16 protein-coding genes are annotated in these 16,905 nt (G+C 74.0%); 5 read left to right on the forward strand and 11 right to left on the reverse strand.

The window, feature by feature from the left end; genetic code table 11:
* Window positions 1-83 precede the first annotated feature (83 nt).
* From OG715_RS41425 to OG715_RS41440, 4 genes are all read right to left on the reverse strand, one after another.
* Entirely contained in the window at window positions 84-299 is a 216-nt protein-coding gene (locus OG715_RS41425; RefSeq protein ID WP_266272012.1) for a DUF6243 family protein, read from the reverse strand.
* A gap of 93 nt (window positions 300-392) precedes the next feature.
* The gene (locus OG715_RS41430) at window positions 393-530 is read right to left on the reverse strand and encodes a hypothetical protein (protein ID WP_266272011.1); all 138 of its coding nucleotides are present in this window, start codon (window positions 528-530) and stop codon (window positions 393-395) included.
* A gap of 228 nt (window positions 531-758) precedes the next feature.
* A complete protein-coding gene (locus OG715_RS41435) occupies window positions 759-2,597 on the reverse strand; it encodes a DUF6297 family protein (protein WP_266272010.1) in 1,839 nt (612 codons plus the stop codon).
* Entirely contained in the window at window positions 2,594-3,343 is a 750-nt protein-coding gene (locus tag OG715_RS41440) for an ABC transporter ATP-binding protein (RefSeq protein ID WP_266272009.1), read from the reverse strand. Before OG715_RS41440 ends, OG715_RS41435 begins: the two co-directional genes overlap by 4 nt.
* 357 nt (window positions 3,344-3,700) lie before the next feature.
* On the opposite strand from OG715_RS41440, the gene OG715_RS41445 reads away from it, so the two are divergent.
* Together OG715_RS41445 and OG715_RS41450 are read left to right on the forward strand one after the other, a co-directional pair.
* Window positions 3,701-4,342: a sigma-70 family RNA polymerase sigma factor gene (locus tag OG715_RS41445; RefSeq protein WP_266272008.1), complete on the forward strand. Its 642-nt coding sequence runs from the start codon at window positions 3,701-3,703 to the stop codon at window positions 4,340-4,342.
* Entirely contained in the window at window positions 4,339-5,106 is a 768-nt protein-coding gene (locus OG715_RS41450) for a hypothetical protein (protein WP_266272007.1), read from the forward strand. The genes OG715_RS41445 and OG715_RS41450 overlap by 4 nt, the downstream gene beginning before the upstream one ends.
* A 215-nt stretch (window positions 5,107-5,321) precedes the next feature.
* Here the strand turns inward: OG715_RS41450 and OG715_RS41455 are convergent, their stop codons facing one another.
* The 5 genes from OG715_RS41455 to OG715_RS41475 all read right to left on the reverse strand — a co-directional run bounded on the left by OG715_RS41455 (window position 5,322) and on the right by OG715_RS41475 (window position 10,121).
* On the reverse strand, window positions 5,322-5,651 hold the full coding sequence (locus OG715_RS41455; RefSeq protein ID WP_266272006.1) for a hypothetical protein: 330 nt from the start codon (window positions 5,649-5,651) through the stop codon (window positions 5,322-5,324).
* 60 nt (window positions 5,652-5,711) lie between these two features.
* Complete coding sequence (locus OG715_RS41460) at window positions 5,712-7,007, reverse strand: sensor histidine kinase (RefSeq protein WP_266272005.1); 1,296 nt, start codon at window positions 7,005-7,007, stop codon at window positions 5,712-5,714.
* A 4-nt stretch (window positions 7,008-7,011) separates the two neighbouring features.
* Window positions 7,012-7,809 carry a response regulator transcription factor gene (locus tag OG715_RS41465; protein ID WP_266272004.1) on the reverse strand — a complete coding sequence of 266 codons (798 nt, stop codon included), beginning with the start codon at window positions 7,807-7,809 and terminating at the stop codon, window positions 7,012-7,014.
* 168 nt (window positions 7,810-7,977) lie between these two features.
* The gene (locus tag OG715_RS41470; RefSeq protein WP_266274531.1) at window positions 7,978-8,931 is read right to left on the reverse strand and encodes an endonuclease/exonuclease/phosphatase family protein; all 954 of its coding nucleotides are present in this window, start codon (window positions 8,929-8,931) and stop codon (window positions 7,978-7,980) included.
* A gap of 134 nt (window positions 8,932-9,065) precedes the next feature.
* Window positions 9,066-10,121: a D-alanyl-D-alanine carboxypeptidase family protein gene (locus OG715_RS41475; protein WP_266274530.1), complete on the reverse strand. Its 1,056-nt coding sequence runs from the start codon at window positions 10,119-10,121 to the stop codon at window positions 9,066-9,068.
* 372 nt (window positions 10,122-10,493) lie between these two features.
* Between OG715_RS41475 and OG715_RS41480 the strand changes: the two genes are divergently transcribed.
* The 3 genes from OG715_RS41480 (at window position 10,494) to OG715_RS41490 (ending at window position 12,935) form a co-directional block, all read left to right on the forward strand.
* Window positions 10,494-11,663 (forward strand): hypothetical protein, encoded by a 1,170-nt coding sequence (locus tag OG715_RS41480; protein ID WP_266272003.1) that lies wholly within the window; start codon window positions 10,494-10,496, stop codon window positions 11,661-11,663.
* A gap of 166 nt (window positions 11,664-11,829) precedes the next feature.
* Window positions 11,830-12,225, forward strand: a complete 396-nt coding sequence (locus OG715_RS41485) for a DUF6228 family protein (protein ID WP_266272002.1) — start codon at window positions 11,830-11,832, stop codon at window positions 12,223-12,225.
* On the forward strand, window positions 12,222-12,935 hold the full coding sequence (locus tag OG715_RS41490) for a hypothetical protein (RefSeq protein ID WP_266272001.1): 714 nt from the start codon (window positions 12,222-12,224) through the stop codon (window positions 12,933-12,935). Before OG715_RS41485 ends, OG715_RS41490 begins: the two co-directional genes overlap by 4 nt.
* Before the next feature lie 143 nt (window positions 12,936-13,078).
* Here the strand turns inward: OG715_RS41490 and OG715_RS41495 are convergent, their stop codons facing one another.
* Entirely contained in the window at window positions 13,079-13,549 is a 471-nt protein-coding gene (locus OG715_RS41495) for a PH domain-containing protein (RefSeq protein WP_266272000.1), read from the reverse strand.
* Window positions 13,550-13,764: 215 nt separating this feature from the next.
* Entirely contained in the window at window positions 13,765-16,698 is a 2,934-nt protein-coding gene (locus tag OG715_RS41500) for a polysaccharide lyase family 8 super-sandwich domain-containing protein (RefSeq protein WP_266271999.1), read from the reverse strand.
* Window positions 16,699-16,905 lie beyond the last annotated feature (207 nt).

Raw genomic sequence — 16,905 nt, forward strand, 5'->3', positions numbered from 1 at the left:
CCGAGTCCGGTACGGCAGCAGGGCCCGGACCGTGACGTGCGGTCCGGGCCCTGCTCAGTGCCTCCCTGCGGGGAGGCGGTGTGTCAGCTCTGTGCGGTGTCGTCGTCCGCCTGCTCGGGGGCTTCGACCACGCCCGCCTTCTCGCGCATCTTGCGCACCAGCTCCGCCTTCTGGTCGGCGGCACTCTGGCGGTCGAGGTTGCGGTGCGGACCGTTGTTCTGCCGCTCGGCGCGGGACTGTCGCTTGCGCTGGCCGCCGCCCATGCCCACGGGGTTGTTGATGTTCTTGCTCACGGTCACGGGTCTCCGGTCAATAATGTGAAGCGATCTACGGATTCATCGGTGGGGGCGGGCGGCGACATCGGAGGATGTCAGCAGGGGCCCGTCACGCTCTCACTCGTAGATCGGCGTCTGGAAGAACACGACAAGAACGTTACCCGGTTCCACCGGCCCCGCATACCAACCTTTTCGCCGCCCGGCCGTGGGGACGGGTCGGCGGCCGATGAAGTTCTCGGCGATCAGGAGGTCCACGACGTTCCTCGCCCGGCTCGTCGCCGTGCCCCGATCCGAGGCGGCGCCGCCCCGGAGACGGCCGGGTCCCCCACGCTCGTCGACGTGGGGGACCCGACTATCAGCGTACGCCCCGGCATCGCGACCCCGTCGGCCAGGGCCGACAGGTCCGGCGCCGCCGGCAGGCTCCGGCCCCGGGCGGCGGTGCGCCGGGGCGTCCGGATCGACGAGCCGCGCAGCGCGGACAGGCTAGGGAGTGCTCTCCCCGGGGCGGGCCCTGCTCATCTTCGCCGCCCTGGCCTGCGCCCAGAGCAGCAGCAGCACCGCGACCATCGCCGCCATCAGCGCGGCCTCGCCGATCGCCACGGCCGTCCCGCCGCGCAGCGCCGAGGAGAACATCGGCGTCAGCGCCGCCACGCCCACGGCGGGCCCGGCCGCGTACCAGACGGCGAACAGCAGCGGGCCCGTCCCGCCGCCGGCGCCCTGGGACGGGGAGAACATCAGGTCCTTGCGCAGCACCCCGCGGCACGCGTTCACCAGCCCCGCCGCGACCAGCGCCGGTGCGGCGGCCGGTGCCAGCCAGGCCGCCGGGCCCGTGCCCGCTGCCAGCAGCGCCCCGGTACAGGCCAGCCCCAGCAGGACCCCGGCCACCGTCGGAACGATGGCATGGCGCAGCATCAGGGCGGCGAACGGATACGGCGACCAGGAGGCCCGCCGGACATCGTCCGTCTCGATCCGGGCCGGCTCCAGCAGCTGTGCGACGGCCAGGTAGCCGAAGGTCAGCGCGACGGCGGTGGCCAGCCAGGACAGTCCGCCCGTGGCGCCGTGCGCGAGGACGGCGCAGAGCAGCGCGGGCACCGACAGCACCGTCGCCCGGCCCAGCCGGGCGGGGGAGCGGAGCAGGGCGAGGGTGTCCCGCCACGGCACCACCAGCCAGGTCCGCCGGGGCGCGGGCAGCCGGAGCCGGCGCTGCCGGGCGCTGCCGTTGGCGCTGTTCACCGCGAGCCGCGCGCTGCGCAGCTCGACCGTCCGGAGAGCGGCCAGCACCCCGGCGGCGGTCCTGGCCCGCTCCCGAAGCCGGGCCAGCGGGACCGTCGAGGCGGCCCGGTCGGCGAGCACCAGGGCGGCACCGGTCGACACCAGCAGCAGTGCGGCGGCCACCCAGCCGCCCGTCACGGCGGCCGAGGTCGGCGCCAGTGCGGCGATCGCGGCCCAGCCCCACGGCCCCGACCACATCTCGACCAGCTCCAGCCAGCGCACCGGGTGACCGGCGACGGCCAGCGCGCTCTGCGCCGCCAGTGCGATGATCAGCAGTGTCAGGTACGGAGTGAGCCGGCGCACCCAGCGGGCGGCGCGGTCGCTGCGCTCCACCACCAGCGCGGCGCAGGTGGCGAGGAGCGGTACGCACAGGCCCCCGAGCAGGCACCAGCCGAGCGCGGCCGGCAGACCGGCCCGGACGGTGAGCCCGAGCGCCACCATGCCGCCGACCGCCGCGACCAGGCCGGGGAACGCGGCCACGGCGCAGGACAGCCAGAACCACGGCCGGAGCACCGGGCGGGGCCGGACGGGATGGATCAGCAGCCAGTCGGTCGCCGCCCGGGGCGGCACCACCGGGCCGCGCCACAGGCCGTCCCGGACCAGCAGGAGGAAGGTGACCAGCCCGATCGCGGTGATACCGGCGGGCATCGCGGCGAGCAGGTCGCCGCCGTGGCCGGTGTAGTCGGCGCCCATGGACGCCTGCAGGAACAGGCCGAGGCTGGGGACGCCGCCCCAGATGATCAGGATGAGAATCACGCAGTAGACGGCGAAGCCGACCGACTTGGCGCGGTTGCGCCGGTGGGGGGCGCGCAGGGTGCGGAGCAGGGCGAGGGTCTCGTCGGTCCAGTCGTCGTCCTCCGTCCAGTCGTCGCTCCCGCCGGTCCGGTCGTCGCCGGTCGGGCCGTCCCCCGTCGGGCCGTCGTCGTCCGCCCGGTCGTCGTTCGGGCCGTTGCCGGTCGGGCCGCCGCCCGTCGGGTCGTCGTCCACCCGTTCGTCGTCCGCCCGGGCTTCGGCGGCGGGACCGGTCTTCGGGGGAGGAGCGGCGGTCACCGGGCACCCGCCGAGCCCGCGGCGGTCCGGGCCGCGAAGTCCGCCGCCAGTACCTTGCGGGTGGCGCCCTGCTTGAGGATCTTGCCGTCCTCCAGCACCACCACCCGGTCGGCCACGTCCATGGCCAGATCGGTGTGGTGGGTGACCAGCAGCACCGCGACGCCGTCGGCCAGCTCGGCCTTCAGCAGGTCGGCGAGGTGCCGGCGGGCGTCCGGGTCGAGCCGCTGCTCGGGTTCGTCCAGCAGCAGCAGGTCGCGCGGGCGCACCAGAGCGCACGCCAGCAGCAGCGCCTGCATCTGCCCGGAGGAGAGGGCCGAGGGCAGCGCGTCGGCCCTCTCCGTGAGCATCCGGCCCTCCAGCACCTGGGCGACCCAGTCGGGCGCGTCGGCGACCCCGTGGGCGACCGCGACCAGCAGCAGGTGCTCGCGGACGGTGAGGTCGGGGTAGCAGGCGACGGTGTCGCCGACGACCGCGACCCGGGACCGGACCCGGGGGTCGTTCTCGTCCATCGGGATGCCGTCGAAGACCACGGTGCCCTTGCTGGGGGCGTCGCGTCCGGCCGCGACCCTGAGCAGGGTCGATTTGCCCGACCCGTTGTGTCCGAGCAGCGCCACGCACTCTCCGGCGGCCAGCGACAGGCTCACGGGGTGCAGCACCTCCCGCTCGCCGTACGAGCGGCTGACGCCGGTCAGCTGCAGCAGGGGCCTGCGGGCTGCGGGACGTGGTTCGGCGGCGTTCTTGGCCATGGGGGAGGGAGCCTCTCAACGGGTTGTCCGGCCACAGTACCGACCCGCGGGCGGCCAACCGGGTGAGGGTGACGGCTGCCGCCCCGCAGCCGTGCGGCACCGGGCCGGGGGCGATGTCGGCCGAACCCCGCTGTGCCCGCCGCGGCCCGGGTGTGACCGGGCTCGACCGCGCGGTGATCGAACGATCGGGGCGGATGCGGATCGGAAGGGTCAGGAAGCGTGTTCTTCGGACAAGTCCGTTCAGACTCGGCCCGGCCCGGAGATTCGGGGTGCCCGGTCGATTGTCTGGTCCCGAGCAGGCCTCGCGGTTCGGACCGACGGTCGGTGCGCGCCCGGAGGCGGGAGGACGGAAGCCACATGGTCGGCATCGACGGCGGTGGCCGCGCGGACGCGCACGACGACGCCCCGAGTCCCCAGGTCCACCAGGACCCTCCTGAGCAGGCCCGCGAGGCCGAGGTCCGCAGCCTCGCGGCGGACACCTCCCTGCCGAACGACCTGGTCGCCCTGCTGGTGATGCACGGCGAGGCGTACTGGGAGTACGCGCGCCTGCACCTCGGCGACGCCGACGCCGCCGACTCCCTGGTCGACGACGTGTTCGCGGACCTCGCCGCCCACTGGAACACGGTCCTGCGGCAGGAGAACGTGGACGAGTTCTGCTGGGGCGTGCTGCGGGCGACGATCGACGACACGCTGCGGCTCCTCGCCCGGCCCTCCGCCTTCACCTGCGCCGCGTTCGCCTTCGCGATGGCCGACGCCCGGGAGGCGTTCCGGGCACTGGAGAGCGGGATCGGCCTGTTCGCGGCCATCGGCGAACTGCAGGAGCGCCAGCACGACGTGGTCGTGCTGACCTATGTGCTCGGCTACCCGGTCGTGACCGCCGCACGGGTCATGGGGATCACCAGGAGCAGGGTGTACAGCCTGCGCCGCGACGCCCGCCGCCGGCTCGCCTCGGCCCTGGGTCTGGACGAACAGAGCGCCGAGCAGGCGGAGGAGCAATGATCGACATCCGGAACGCCACCGGGGCGCAGTCCGACGCGGCCCGCGAGGCCGCGGACCCCGGCGGTCCGGCCTGGCTGCCGCTCGCCGACGTGCGCTTGCCGGAGCCCGTGACCAGGGGCCGGGGCTCCGACTGGCTCGACCGGGCGCCGGCCAGGATCGCCGCGCGCCTCGCGGCCCGCACCGCGGAGCGCCCGGCGCCCTCGGTGGCGGTCCGCCTGGACCGGGGCCGGTTCGAGCTGCTGGCCCTGTGCCACCTCGTGGTGGAGGACACCCGGGCGCCGGAGTGGATCGCGGCGCTCGCGGACACACCGGCGATCGATCCGCACGGGGCGCTCGTCCTCGGCGCCCTGTGCCACCTGGCCGTCCACGAAGGCGACGACGAGGACGGCGCGAGCCTGCGCCGGGCACTGGCGGACGGGCCGCGGATGTGGTGGCAACTCGCTGCCGGAGCCGACTGCCTCCAGGCCGCGCACGCCCTCGCCTGCCTCGCCGCCGGCCGCGGCGACCAGGAGGAGGCCGGACACTGGCGCGACCAGGCCCGCCGACTGGCCGGGCACCGGGACGCCCGCTCGGCGGTGCTGTCCGCCTTCGAGGGGTTCCGGCCCACCCACGGCCTGTGCGCCGGCGTCCGCTCGGCCCTGGCGGCGCTGCCCACCAGCCGCGACCCCGACTTCGGACGCACACCGGCGATCGACCCCGACCCGCTCGCCGCAGCGCTCCGCCGGCACCGCGCCGGCACCTGCTGCCGGCCCGCGCTGCCGTAGCGACCGGGCATCGCGACCGGGCATTCGCGACCGTTCAACGCCACGGGGCGCGCTGCGGCTCGGGCGTCGGACGTTGACGTCCCGGGACGCTCCGGGCAGCATCATCGGCCCCCGGAGCAATTACCAGACCGTCGGCAGTTCAGCAGCCTCGCCCGGAGAAACAGAAGAGGTGGTACCACCGGCCGGTGGTACCACCTCTTGCTGTTCACCTGCTGTTACTCGGCGAGGTTGTCAACGAGTTGCCAGGCGAGCCGGGTACCGGCCGCTTCGAAGGCCTGGCGGAGTTTTTCCAGCGCGGAGTGGATTTCCTGCCACGGCTGATCACCTACGGGGGAACAGTCCAGGTAGTACGTCGAACGCTTGATGCCCGGCTGGCAGGACGCATCACCCTTGAGGTCGGACGTCGTGCCGATCTCGATCTCCCAGCCATCGGCAAAGACAATGAACGGGTTGTGGTTGAAGGTGTCCAGAGCATCAGCAGTGATCTGAGGCACCTGTTCCTCATCGATCTCGCCGATGATGACAGCCCGAATGAAGAGCTTCATTTATATTCTTTCGGTTGATCCATGCGATTTCATCAGCGGCCACTTTGCCGCTTCTCGGGTTCAGGTGTCCCGGGGGTCGGTCGGGTCTGGTGGACGGGGGAGGTCGAGGGTGGCGAGGGCGCCGCCGTCCGGGGCGTTCGTGAAGGTCAGGGCGGCGCCGAGCACCGCGGCGTGGCCGATGGCGATGGTGAGGCCCAGCCCGTGGCCCCGGCCGCGTTCGGCGGCCCCGGTGCGGAAGCGCTGCGGCCCGTCGGCGAGGAGGTCGGCCGGGAAGCCGGGGCCGTGGTCGCGCACCGTGATCCGGGTGCCGGTGACGGTGACCTCGACGGGCGGCGCGCCGTGCCGGTGGGCGTTGGCCACAAGGTTGGTGACGATGCGCTCCACCCGGCGCGGGTCGGTCGGGACGACGGCAGGAGCCTCCAGCCGCAACCGGATGTCGCCGCCGCCCTGCCCGCTCTGCCCGGCCTGCCCGGCAGCGTGGGCGACGAGTTCGCCGAGCGGAACCTCGTCGACCCGGGCCCGCTCGGCACCGGCGTCCAGGCGCGAGACCTCCAGCAGGTCCTCGACCAGGACCCGCAGCGTGAGCACCTGCGTGCGGACCAGGTCCGCCGCCTCGTCGCCCTCCGGGAGCAGGCTCGCCGCCGTGACCAGGCCCATCAGGGGAGTGCGCAGCTCGTGGGCGACGTCGGCGGTGAAGCGTTTCTCCGTGGCCAGCCGCGCCTGCAGCGCGCCCGCCATCGCGTCCACCGCCACCGAGATCTCGGTGATCTCGTCGCGGGCCCGGCCCTGCCTGCCGATCCGGGCGTCGAGGTCCCCGCCCGCGATCCGCCGGGCGGTACGGGAGCCGTGGCGCAGCCGCCGGTTCGTCCGCTCCGCCACGAGAGCGGCCACCGGCACGACGACCAGGAGCGCGGCGAGTGCCGCCTGGACCATGCTGCGGTCCAGCAGTTGGAGACTGCGCACCTGCGCGCGCATGTCGGTCCGTACGACGATCACCTTGTCGTCGCCGACCGGGGCCGCCGCCCAGAGCCAGTACCAGTTGGGCGCCTTGACGTCGTACCAGAGCGCGTACGCCTCGGGCGTCCGCAGGTCGGCGACGGCCTGTGCCAGCGGTGCCGGCAGATCGGCCGCGGTCCGCAGGTCCGCGAAGTCCGGGCGGTTGCCCGTGAGCGAGTACTCCTTCTCCGCCGCGGCCAGCTGCGAGGCCGCCAGTTCGCGCCCGGCCCGCTCATTGCTCCGGTCCGCCGCGCGGTGGACGAGCACCCCGATCACGGCGGCGACGGCGCAGCAGGCCAGTGCGACCAGGGCCGCGACCTTCCAGCGCAGGGAACGCGGGTCGAACAGTCGCGTGGCCATCCGCTCAGCCCCGCACGAGTTTGTAGCCGAAGCCCCGGACGGTCTCGATCCGGCCCGCCCCGATCTTCTTGCGCAGCCGCACCACGCACAGGTCGACGACCCGGGTGTCGCCCTCCCAGCCGTAGTCCCAGACGTCGCGCAGCAGCCGGCGGCGGTCCAGGACCGCACCGGGGTTCTCGGCGAACGCCAGCAGCAGGCGCAGCTCGGTGGGCGTCAGCGGGACCGGCCGCCCGTCCAGGTGCACCTCCAGGCCGCGCAGGTCGACGGTCAGGCCGCCGAAGACGAGGAGGTCGGGAGGGGCGGGGGCCGTCGGGGCCTCCAGGGGCGGCACGAGTGCGGCGGGGGCGGTCGACACGGCGGACGACACGTCCGTGTCCCGTTCGCCCTGCGCGGGTTCCGGGGCGGGATCCCGGTGGAAGGTGGCGCGGCGCAGCAGGGAGCGGATGCGGGCGACGAGGACGGGGATGTCCACCGGTTTGACCACGTAGTCGTCGGCGCCGGCCTCCAGCCCGGCCACGACGTCGAGGGCGTCACCCCGGGCGGACATCATCAGGACGGGGGTCAGGCTCTCCTCGCGGATCCGTCGGCACAGGCTGATGCCGTCGAGGCCCGGGAGCATCACGTCCAGGATCAGCACGTCGTGCGCCCCGGCCCGGAACGCCTCCAGGCCGTCGAGCCCGTCCCCGGTGACGTCGACCTCGTAGCCGTAGCGTTCCAGGGCCAGCTGCACCGAGCGGCGGATGACCGCGTCGTCCTCGACGAGCAGCACGGCGACCGGGTCGGGCACACGAGTGGCGGACAAGAGTTCTCCGATGCGTTCGCGAGGTGTTCGCCCGGAGAGCCGCCGGGCTCGCGGGTGATCGATCGTAACCGTACGGGCGGCGGGGCCGCGGCCGGCCGGGGGCGGGGCCGGAGGGCGGGCGGTCGAGGTCCGGGCCGGTACGGGCTCCCGGAGGGCCGCGCGGAGCGGTCAGAGCCGCAGGGACGCCGCGACCGGCAGGTGGTCGCTGCCGGTGGCGGGCAGCGTCCACGCCGCACGCGGCGTGACGCCGGACACCAGGATCTGGTCGATCCGGACCATCGGGAACGCGGCGGGCCAGGTGAAGCCGAAGCCGTCGCCGGCCTCCCGCTGCGCCGACCGCAGCGACCCCGTCAGCCCGCGCAGCGCGGAGTCGTCGACCGAACCGTTGAAGTCCCCCAGGACCACGACCCGTGCGAGCCGCTCCGCCCGGACGGCCTCGGCCAGCCGGGCCGCCGCCTCGTTGCGGCGGGCCGTGGCGAAGCCGGTGGCGGGGTGCACCCGGACGGAGGCGAGGTGCGCCGCGTAGAGCGCCACCGGCCCCTTCGGCGTCCGGACCGTGGCGCGCAGCGCCCTGGTCCAGGGCATGATCTCCACCGGCTCCACCTCCTCCAGGGGGTATTTGCTCCACACCCCGACGCCTCCCAGCACCTGGGAGTAGGGGTAGGCGGCCGCCAGTTCGCGGCGGAAGGGCTCCTGCGCCCGGCTCGCCAGCTCCTCCACCGCCAGGACGTCGGCGCCCGAGGCCGCCAGCGCGCGGGCCGTGCGGCCCGGATCGGCGTTCTGCTCGTTCACGTTGTGGCTCACCACCGTGAAGTCCCCGCCGCCGGACCTCTTGTCGACGAGAGCGGGCCCGAACAGGACGGTCCACACCAGGACGGGGACCAGCACGGCGACAGTCGCCAGGACCGACCGGCGCACCGCCGCGCAGCACAGCAGCAGGAGGACACCCAGCCCCGACCACGGCAGTACCGTCTGGCAGAGGCTGCCGAGGTTGCCGACGGCGTTCGGCAGGTAGGAGCTCAGGATCATCGGAGCGGTACAGAGCAGCGCGGCCACGGCGACCGGCCAACCGCGGGGCCCGTACCGCCCTCGCCGTCCTGCGCCCCGCCCTCCTGCGCCCAGCCCTCCTGTGCCCCGCCCTGCTGTCCCTCGCCGCCCCGTGCCGCGGCGGGCCGGACGGTGCGGGACAGGGGCCGGCACAGGCGGCTGGACAGCGGGCTGGACGGGGGCCGGCGGCACCGTGCCCTGGGCCGCGTTCACGCCCACTCCCGGCGACCGACGTCGAGGGTCGTCAGGACCTGCGGCAGCCTGTTCCGCAACGCGTCGACGAGCCGCCCGCTGTTCTCCAACGCCGCCCGCATTCCCTCGGTGGGCGTCGTACCGGCGCGCTGGCCCAGCACCACGCCGAGCACGAGCCGCTGTCCCGTCCCGGGCCCGTCCTCCGGAACCTCCAGGGCCCACATCAGGTTGCCGCCCGCCGGTGTGCTCGAACCGGTCTTCAGCCCCACCACCCCGGGACGGTCGAGCAGCGTGTTGGTGTTGCGCAACGGCGCCTCGCGGCCCGGCAGGGTGGTGCTGCGCAATGCCACGGTGGCACGCAGCGCCGGGTCCTTCATCGCCTCGCGGGCCAGCACCAGCTGGTCGGCGGCCGTGGAGACGGTCGTGGGTTCGATCCCGCTGGCCCCGGTGTAGGTCGTCGCGAGCATCCCCAGCCGGGCCGCCTCCGTGTTCATCCGCTTCACGAACGCCTCCTCGCTCCCCGCGTCCCAACGGGCCAGCAACCGGGCCACGTTGTTCGCGGACGGGAGCAGCATCACCTCCAGCAGCTTGCGCTGGGTCAGCCGCTGGCCCGCGACCACGGGAGCCGTCGACTCGCTCGTCGACGCCGCCTCGGCCGCCGCCTGCGCGTCCACCGTGATCGTCGGGCCTTCCTCGCCGTCCCGGAGCGGGTGGTCCCGCAGAACGACGTACGCCGTCATCACCTTGGTGACGCTCGCGATCGGCACCGGCTGCTGTGGCCCGTTCACCCCCAGGACGCCGACCTTCGTCACGGCGACGGCCGACTGCCCCTCCTCCGGCCACGGCAGAGCGAGATCGACGACGGGCGCAGGAGCCGGCAGAGTCGGCGCTCCCTCGACCCGGACGCCTCCTTTCCCGGCGCCGCCGACCGCGGCCCCCTCGGGCAGGTTCGCCGCCACCCCACCGCCGGCGCCCGCGACCAGCACCGCGGCCAGCAGCCACAGCACCCTGCGGCGCGGGACCGGGCGCCGGCCCGGCACGGTGCGGGGATCGTCGTTCTCGTAGTTCGTCACGGCGGACACGGCAACTGCCTCCCGAAGCAGAGGAACAAGAAGCCCCGGTGCACGGACCGCGACCCGGGGTGTGTCCACAGCCTCCGGGACGCCTGCTTCGAGCCGGTCGTCACCCGACTTCCGCAAGCACGCGATCGTGTATCAACCACGTACCACCGGCGACGGGGAACGAGGGACAGAAGCCTCAGGCATGTCGGTGGGCCGACGGTGTCCGTAGCCGCGGGGGAGTGGCATCGCCGGGAGGGGGCACCTCTCCTGCGTGCAACGATCCAGCCGGCGAAGGCTGTTCACAGCCGCCTTTGTCAGTGGTGCTCCGTACGCTTCCCGTACGGGCCCGTCGGGAGCGGGCCGTCGGCGAGGGAGGGGCGGGCGATGGCGGTGCGCAGACCGGTCGAGGGCGAGGTTCATGTTCACTACGGGCAGATCTATGTCGAGAGTGATCCGGACGGGTTCGGTCCGGGCCTCGCGGAGGCGTTCGCGGGGCAGGACTCGGGGTTGTGCGGCGCGGCGGTCCCCGGTGCGCTGTGGCTGACGACCGGGCTGCACACCGGCAGTGTCGGGTTCACCGTCGAGGTGCACGACCAGGCGCCGCCGCTGGATCCGGCGTGGGAGGACGTCGTCGAGGTCTCCTTCCGCCCGGCCTCGCACCGCAGCACACTGGTCCAGTGGGCGGGCGAGGCCGCCTGGGACCTGGACCTGGAGGAGCGCGACCACCGGGTGCGGTACTGCGCGCACGGCATGGACGAGGGCCGACGACGGGACACCAGACTGTCCGCCGAGCCGCAGTTGGACCGGTACCTCCTGCAGTTCTGGCCCGCCCCGCCGGGGCCGGACCGTGTCCTTCGGCAGACCTCCCGGGCTGCGGCCCACTGGCACGGTTACGCGCGCGAGCTGCAGCCCCCGCCCACCCCCGAGGAACGCGCGCGGGCACGGCGCGTGGAGGACGAGGCCGCCCGGCACCGGCAGGAGACCCTCGAACGGTGGGAGTGGGGCGGGACGCTTCCGAGTGATGCCCTGCGCGGTGTCGGCGGCAACGTCCGCGGCCTGCTGGACTTCGACGCGTCCCTGGTCCACGCTCTGGACGCCGCCGGTCCGCAGGTCCAGCGGCAGGTGGCACTGCTCGCCGCTCGGCGCGCGTGCACGGCGGCCGGCCTCACGGACCTCGACTGGGTCGACGCCGCGCTCACCGCCGTCGCCGACGGCGGCCCGTTGCCGCCGCCGTTCGACGATCGTGCGCGCATGTGGGAGGCGCTGGAGTCCGATCCGCGCGCTCCCTGCCGCACGGTCGGCCCGGCGGTGCCGGCGGCCGGGAGCACCCGGTCCACCGGGTCCGTGATCCGTTCCACGGTGGGCACCGTCCCGGTGCCCGAACCGCCCCGGCGGGTGTCGCAGTCGCACATGGCCCTGCCCGCACTGCTCGCCGCCGCCGGGAAGGATCCGCTCCGGGCGGCCCTGGACGCCGTCTTCGCAGCGGTGGCCACGTACGGGGAGGACCACCCGAGCCTGCTGGAGGAGGTCCGCTCGGTCGTCGGCGGACGATGACACCGACCGTCACCGCCTCGGGGCAGTGCGGAGGCAGCCATCGCAGCGGGCTTCACCACCCGGCCCTTGCGGCTGCGTAGGTGAGAACGGGGCGCGTTCGCAGGAACGGCTGTGGTGCCCGGGAATGGTGGTGAGGCCGAGGCTGAGTGCCCGCATCCTTCGCCGCGTGAGTCTGATCGAGATGGTTCCGGGGCAGGTCGAGCTCGTTGTTCGGGGGGCGGGGGCGGGGGCCTCGGCGGCCTTGGTCCGGTTGTTCGACCGGCCCTGGGCGGAGTACGAGGTCGCCTTCGGTGTGGAGGCCGTTGACGACGGTGTGCGGGCACGGCTCGAGGACGTGACGGTTACCGTCTGGGACGACATGGGCGGGTTCTTCGACGGCCTCGCGCGCGACTTCCGTGGTTGGGAGGGTGAGCGGGTCTGGGTCAACAATCACCTGGTCGTGACGGCGGGGTTCGGCCCGGACGAAGGTGTTGCCGAGTCGGCGCGGGTCCCGATGACGGTGCCACCGGCGTTCCCCGATCCGCGACGCCGGGGGCGCACGGGCTCTAGCCTGACGCTGTGACAAGTCGAAAGCGAACCTCCTGTACCGGCACTGCTGCCCTCGCGGTCGCCGGCCTCGTTCTCCTCACCGCCTGCGGCGGCGGTGACAGCAGCAGTGACAGCAGCGGTGACAGCAAGGTGAAGCAGGTCGGCCGGTACCGCACGGTCCCTGACCTCTGCACGGAGGTGGGGGATCCCGGCCTGCCGGGGGAGTTGAGGAGTTCCATACCGGTGACGAGCGCGGGGATCGCGAGCGACCCGTCCAAGACGATCAGTTGCAGCTACACCGCCGGTCCGGCGACGGAGGACTGGCGGGTGAGCATCGATGCGACGGTCTTCGAGGCAGCCCGCGGCTGCCACTGGCTGGAGGTCTCGGCGGAGAGCGCCAGGTCGCCGCTCGGCGGGCCCAAGCCGACCGAGAGCCGGAAGTTCGAGAGGACCGACGGCGGTGGGCTCGGCCAGGAGGGCTACCAGGTGTCGGTCCGGCACCCGCTCACCGACACCATCCCCGGGCCGGTCGACCAACTGAGCTTCACGTCGGCCTTCTGCGACGGGAATGTGCGTCTGACGGTCGAGATCGACTACGGCGCGCGCTCGGGGATGTCCGCCGACTACCCGGGCGCGCTCGACAAGGCGGAGGAGGTGTCGCGGAAGAAGGCCGCCGAACTGCTCAAGCGGGCGCGGGAGAAGCTGTACGAGCGTGCGATGAGCCCGCAGCCGACGGGTTTGTGACAGGCAGGCGCCCGGGGCCGGCGGCGCCCCGGGCCGGCGTCCGCCTCCGGGCCGCGGCCCTCGCCTCGGAGAACGCCCCGGAGAACGACATGCCCCGCCTGTCACCCGGCCTGATCCGACCACGCCCCGGGGGCGGCCCCCGTTCAGTCGGCGTTGCCGCGGCGCTCGGCCAGCAGCGCGTTCAGCCGTTCCACCTCACGGTCCAGCAGGACGTGCTTGTCGTCGACGTAGGGAAGGTGGACCTTGCGGCCGTCGGCACGGAACGCGTAGGTGAGGAACGCCGGTGCGCCCTTGGCGTGCGCGTTCGGGTTGGGTGCCTTCCCGAACCGGGCGATCTCGGCCCAGCGCAGCCGGCGGCGGCGTACGATCCCGCGGACGGTGATCCCCTCGGCGGTGACCAGCGTGCCGGCCCGGAAGACGCCGACGACCACCAGCAGGCAGAAGCCGATCACCAGCAGCGAGCCGATCGCCTTGGTGGACGGCGCGAACTCCTCGTCCTTCCAGATCGGCAGCATCGCCCCGAAGGACAGCAGCAGGATGGTGAACGCGAGTCCCCCGACCCGGTTCGTCGCCACCCGGTACTCGTGCGGAATTCTCAGTTGCCCGTCGCTCATCCGGCCCGCCCCTCGATCGTTTTCACCGGACCGCCGTCAGCGTCGGTGACCGGTCGGATTCGCAGTGTAGGGGCGGGAGTTGTTCATCGACAGGCCATCGGACGGACGGATGGGCGGACGGCGTCGAAGACCCGGCCGAGCGCGCGAAACGGCGTTCCCCGCCCGGACGGGTCTTCGACGCGCGCTGCCGACGCGGCCGCGGACCCTCCGCGTCCTCAGGAGGTGATCAGCTCCAGGTGGGGCCGGAAGGCGGAGTTCTCCCGGCTGTTCAGGTTGACCGCGAGCCCCACCGCGCCGAGCGGCTGCCAGACCGCGAGGGTGACCGGGCCGCCGGTGGCGACGGCGGCGGTGACGTCCAGGCCGACCCAGTCGGCGGCGGTGGAGACCGGGCCGGTGCCGAGCGCGGTGGTCGGTGCGGGGGAGCGGTTCCAGGTCACCGCGGTCTCCGTCCAGTTGTCCGGGGTGGTGGCGAAGGCCTGGAGCGAGGTCTGGGTGCCGCCGGAGTCGGCCACCGCCCCGCGCACCCAGAGCACCGCCCGGCGGACCGTCCCGATCACCCCCGAGGTGTCGAAGGCCAGCAGCGCCCGCCGGCCGAATCCGCTGCCGGTCGAGTCGGTGTTCTTCACGGTCAGCGTGGTCGCCGTCCCGTAGTTGGTGTCGCCGTACGAGCCGTCCCGGACGTAGGCGTCCTGGGTGGGCTCCAGCCGGGTCGCGGTGGCCGGCGCGGGCGCGGTGCCGGTGGCGCGCAGGGTCACGGTACGGCTGGCACCGCGGGTGCCGCCCAGCTCGACCAGAAGGGTCACCGAGCCGCCGGTGGCCAGGACGGTGACGCCCGGGGCCGGATCGGCCGTCCGGTAGCCCGGCCGGGCGACGGTGACCTGGACGGTGGAAGCGGTCCGCCCCGGGTCCGCCACCGTGACGGTCATGGTGCCGCCCGACTCGCGGACCAGTACGGAGGCCGGTGCGGACACGGTGATCGGACCGGCGGTGCCGGCGGCGAAGAAGTTGGCGGCGGTGACGCCCGAGGCACTGTCGGAGACCGCCTGCACGGTGGCGGAGTTGGCCAGCACGGTGACGGTCGGCGCGGCCGAGCGGGCCTGGGCCGCCGCGGCGTCCGCGCCCGGCATCAGCAGGTAGGAGTAGTCGGCGGCGGACGGATCGGTGCCGTGGTCGAACCAGAGCGTCAGGTAGCGGCGGGTCAGCGCCTCGGTGGTGCCGCCGCCGTTGATGTCGTGCCAGCTGCCGGTGCGGGCCTCGCGCAGCGCGTCGACCGTCGCGCCGCCGGGGAAGAGGTACGCGCCGAATCCGGCGACCGCCGCCCAGCGGGCCCCGGTGAAGCGCTGCGACCAGCCGAGGGTGGTCGGCTGGGCCGTGCCGTCCACGGTGAGGGTGTGCTGGCCGGTCGCGCCGAGGTTGCGGTTGTCGACCACGGTCTCCACCGGCACACCGTCCGCGCAGGCGATCCCCGCACCCAGGCAGACGACCGAATCGTCCAGCAGGAAGCAGGACTTGACGCCGCTCAGGGTCGAGGAGAGACCGCGTACGGCCTGCCCGGCGGCGGCGTACGTGCCGTCGCAGGCACCGCCCGCCCAGGTGTTGTCCGGGCGGGCCGCGCCCCAGGCGCCGCCCGCCGCGTCCGCCAGCGGCTTGGTGGAGACGGTGGTTCCCGGCAGCCGGTACGGGTTCACGGTCGGCCAGAAGGCGTCCGAGTACTGGCCGTTGCCGAACGTCGAACCCCACCACGCGAGCAGGCCGTTGTTGGTGTGCCAGCCGCGCAGGTTCTCGCCGTTGCCGGTCTCGTAGAAGGTGGTGCGGGCCGAGCACATGGACAGCGAGGCCGCCCAGCCGGCGCGGCGGACGACCGCCCGGTCCATCGCGAAGACCCGGGCACCGGCCGGCTCGGCGGCCGGGCCGGCGGCGGAGTCGTTCATCAGCGCCTGGGCGCGGGCGAGTTCGGGGATGTCGACGGCGGCGTCGGTGAGGTACGGGCGGTAGAGATCGCGGGCGATCCAGCCCTTGACCGACGCCCGCCAGGCCGCCGACTGCGCGGCCGGCGCCGCGCCCGATTCGGCGAGCCGCAGGATGTGCCCGATGATCGTGTGCCCGCGACCGTGGTCGTCCTGCTGCAGCTGCAGCGCGTCGCCGCTCTGCAGGCCCCGGCTCTGCGCCCGGCCGCTCACCGAGTCCATCACCAGGCCGTTGTAGAGGAACGGGGCGAACGCGGAGTCCACCGCGTCGAACACGGTCTGCCGCTGCGGGTCGGTCACCGCCCAGGCCGAGCCCGCGAGCAGCCCGAACAGCTTGCTCAGCCCGCCGAGCAGGACCTCGCCGTAGGAGCCGGTGTACGGCACCCAGGTGTGCTGCACGAACGAGCCGTCCGGGTGGAGGCCGTCGCCGGTCAGCACGTACGGGAACACGGGGGAGAGTGCGGAGGAGGCCAGGGCCAGCTTGGCGGAGCTCCTGCCGACCACCCCGCGCAGCGCCAGGACGCGGCAGAGGTCGACCCGGTTCGCGCCGGTGGAGGTGCCGGTGTAGGCGGCGACCTTCGAGTCGGGGACCGAGCGGTCCACGGCCGCGCAGTAGTTGGCGATCCGGGTGGCGCCGAGCAGCGGCTGGACCAGCACGCAGATGTCGAGCAGCGCCTGCGGGGCGCCGATCTGCCAGTCCCACCAGTTGTTGTAGTTGCTCGCGGTGGGGGTGTAGGCGATCGCGTGCAGGTGGTCGAGGCCGGTGGTGACGGCGGTGGCCAGCGCCGCGTCCGAGGTCGAACCGGTGCCGGGCCGGGCCCAGGCCAGCGCCATGGTGCGCAGCCGCAGGTAGCTGGAGGTGATGTTGGCGGAGACCGTGCCGAGCGGCAGGTCCGGCCAGAGGGAGCCGGCGGTCGGTGCCATCGCCGCCTGCTGGGCGCGGGCGCGCTCGCCGAGGGCGGCGAGCGCGGTGGCGAACGGCTGGGCGGCCGGATCGAAGCCGGTGCCGGTCAGCATCGCCTGCCAGCGCAGGCGCAGCGTGTCGTACGCGTCGGCGGCGTGGGCCGACTGCACACCGAGGGCGGACCAGGTGCCCGCGGCGGCCAGGCCGACGGCGGAGGCCTGGAGCAGTCGGCGACGGGAGAGCGGGAGGCTGGTGGGGGAGTGCGGCTCGGGGATCAAGGGGGCTCCTTGCCGGGTGCGACCTGCGGCGCACGGCTGCCGGAGCGCCGTGGGGGGTCGGCGCGGCAGCACCCGGGCGGCGCCGCACCGCGCCGGACGCTGTGACGGTAAGCGCTTTCTTGGGTGGGCGTCAACGAATGGTTCAGACCTCTGACCACCTGTCGTCGGGAACCCCCGGCGATGGCCCCCGTGCGACGCCCCGGGGCG

Source organism: Kitasatospora purpeofusca, assembly GCF_036010405.1.
Classification (GTDB): domain Bacteria; phylum Actinomycetota; class Actinomycetes; order Streptomycetales; family Streptomycetaceae; genus Kitasatospora; species Kitasatospora purpeofusca.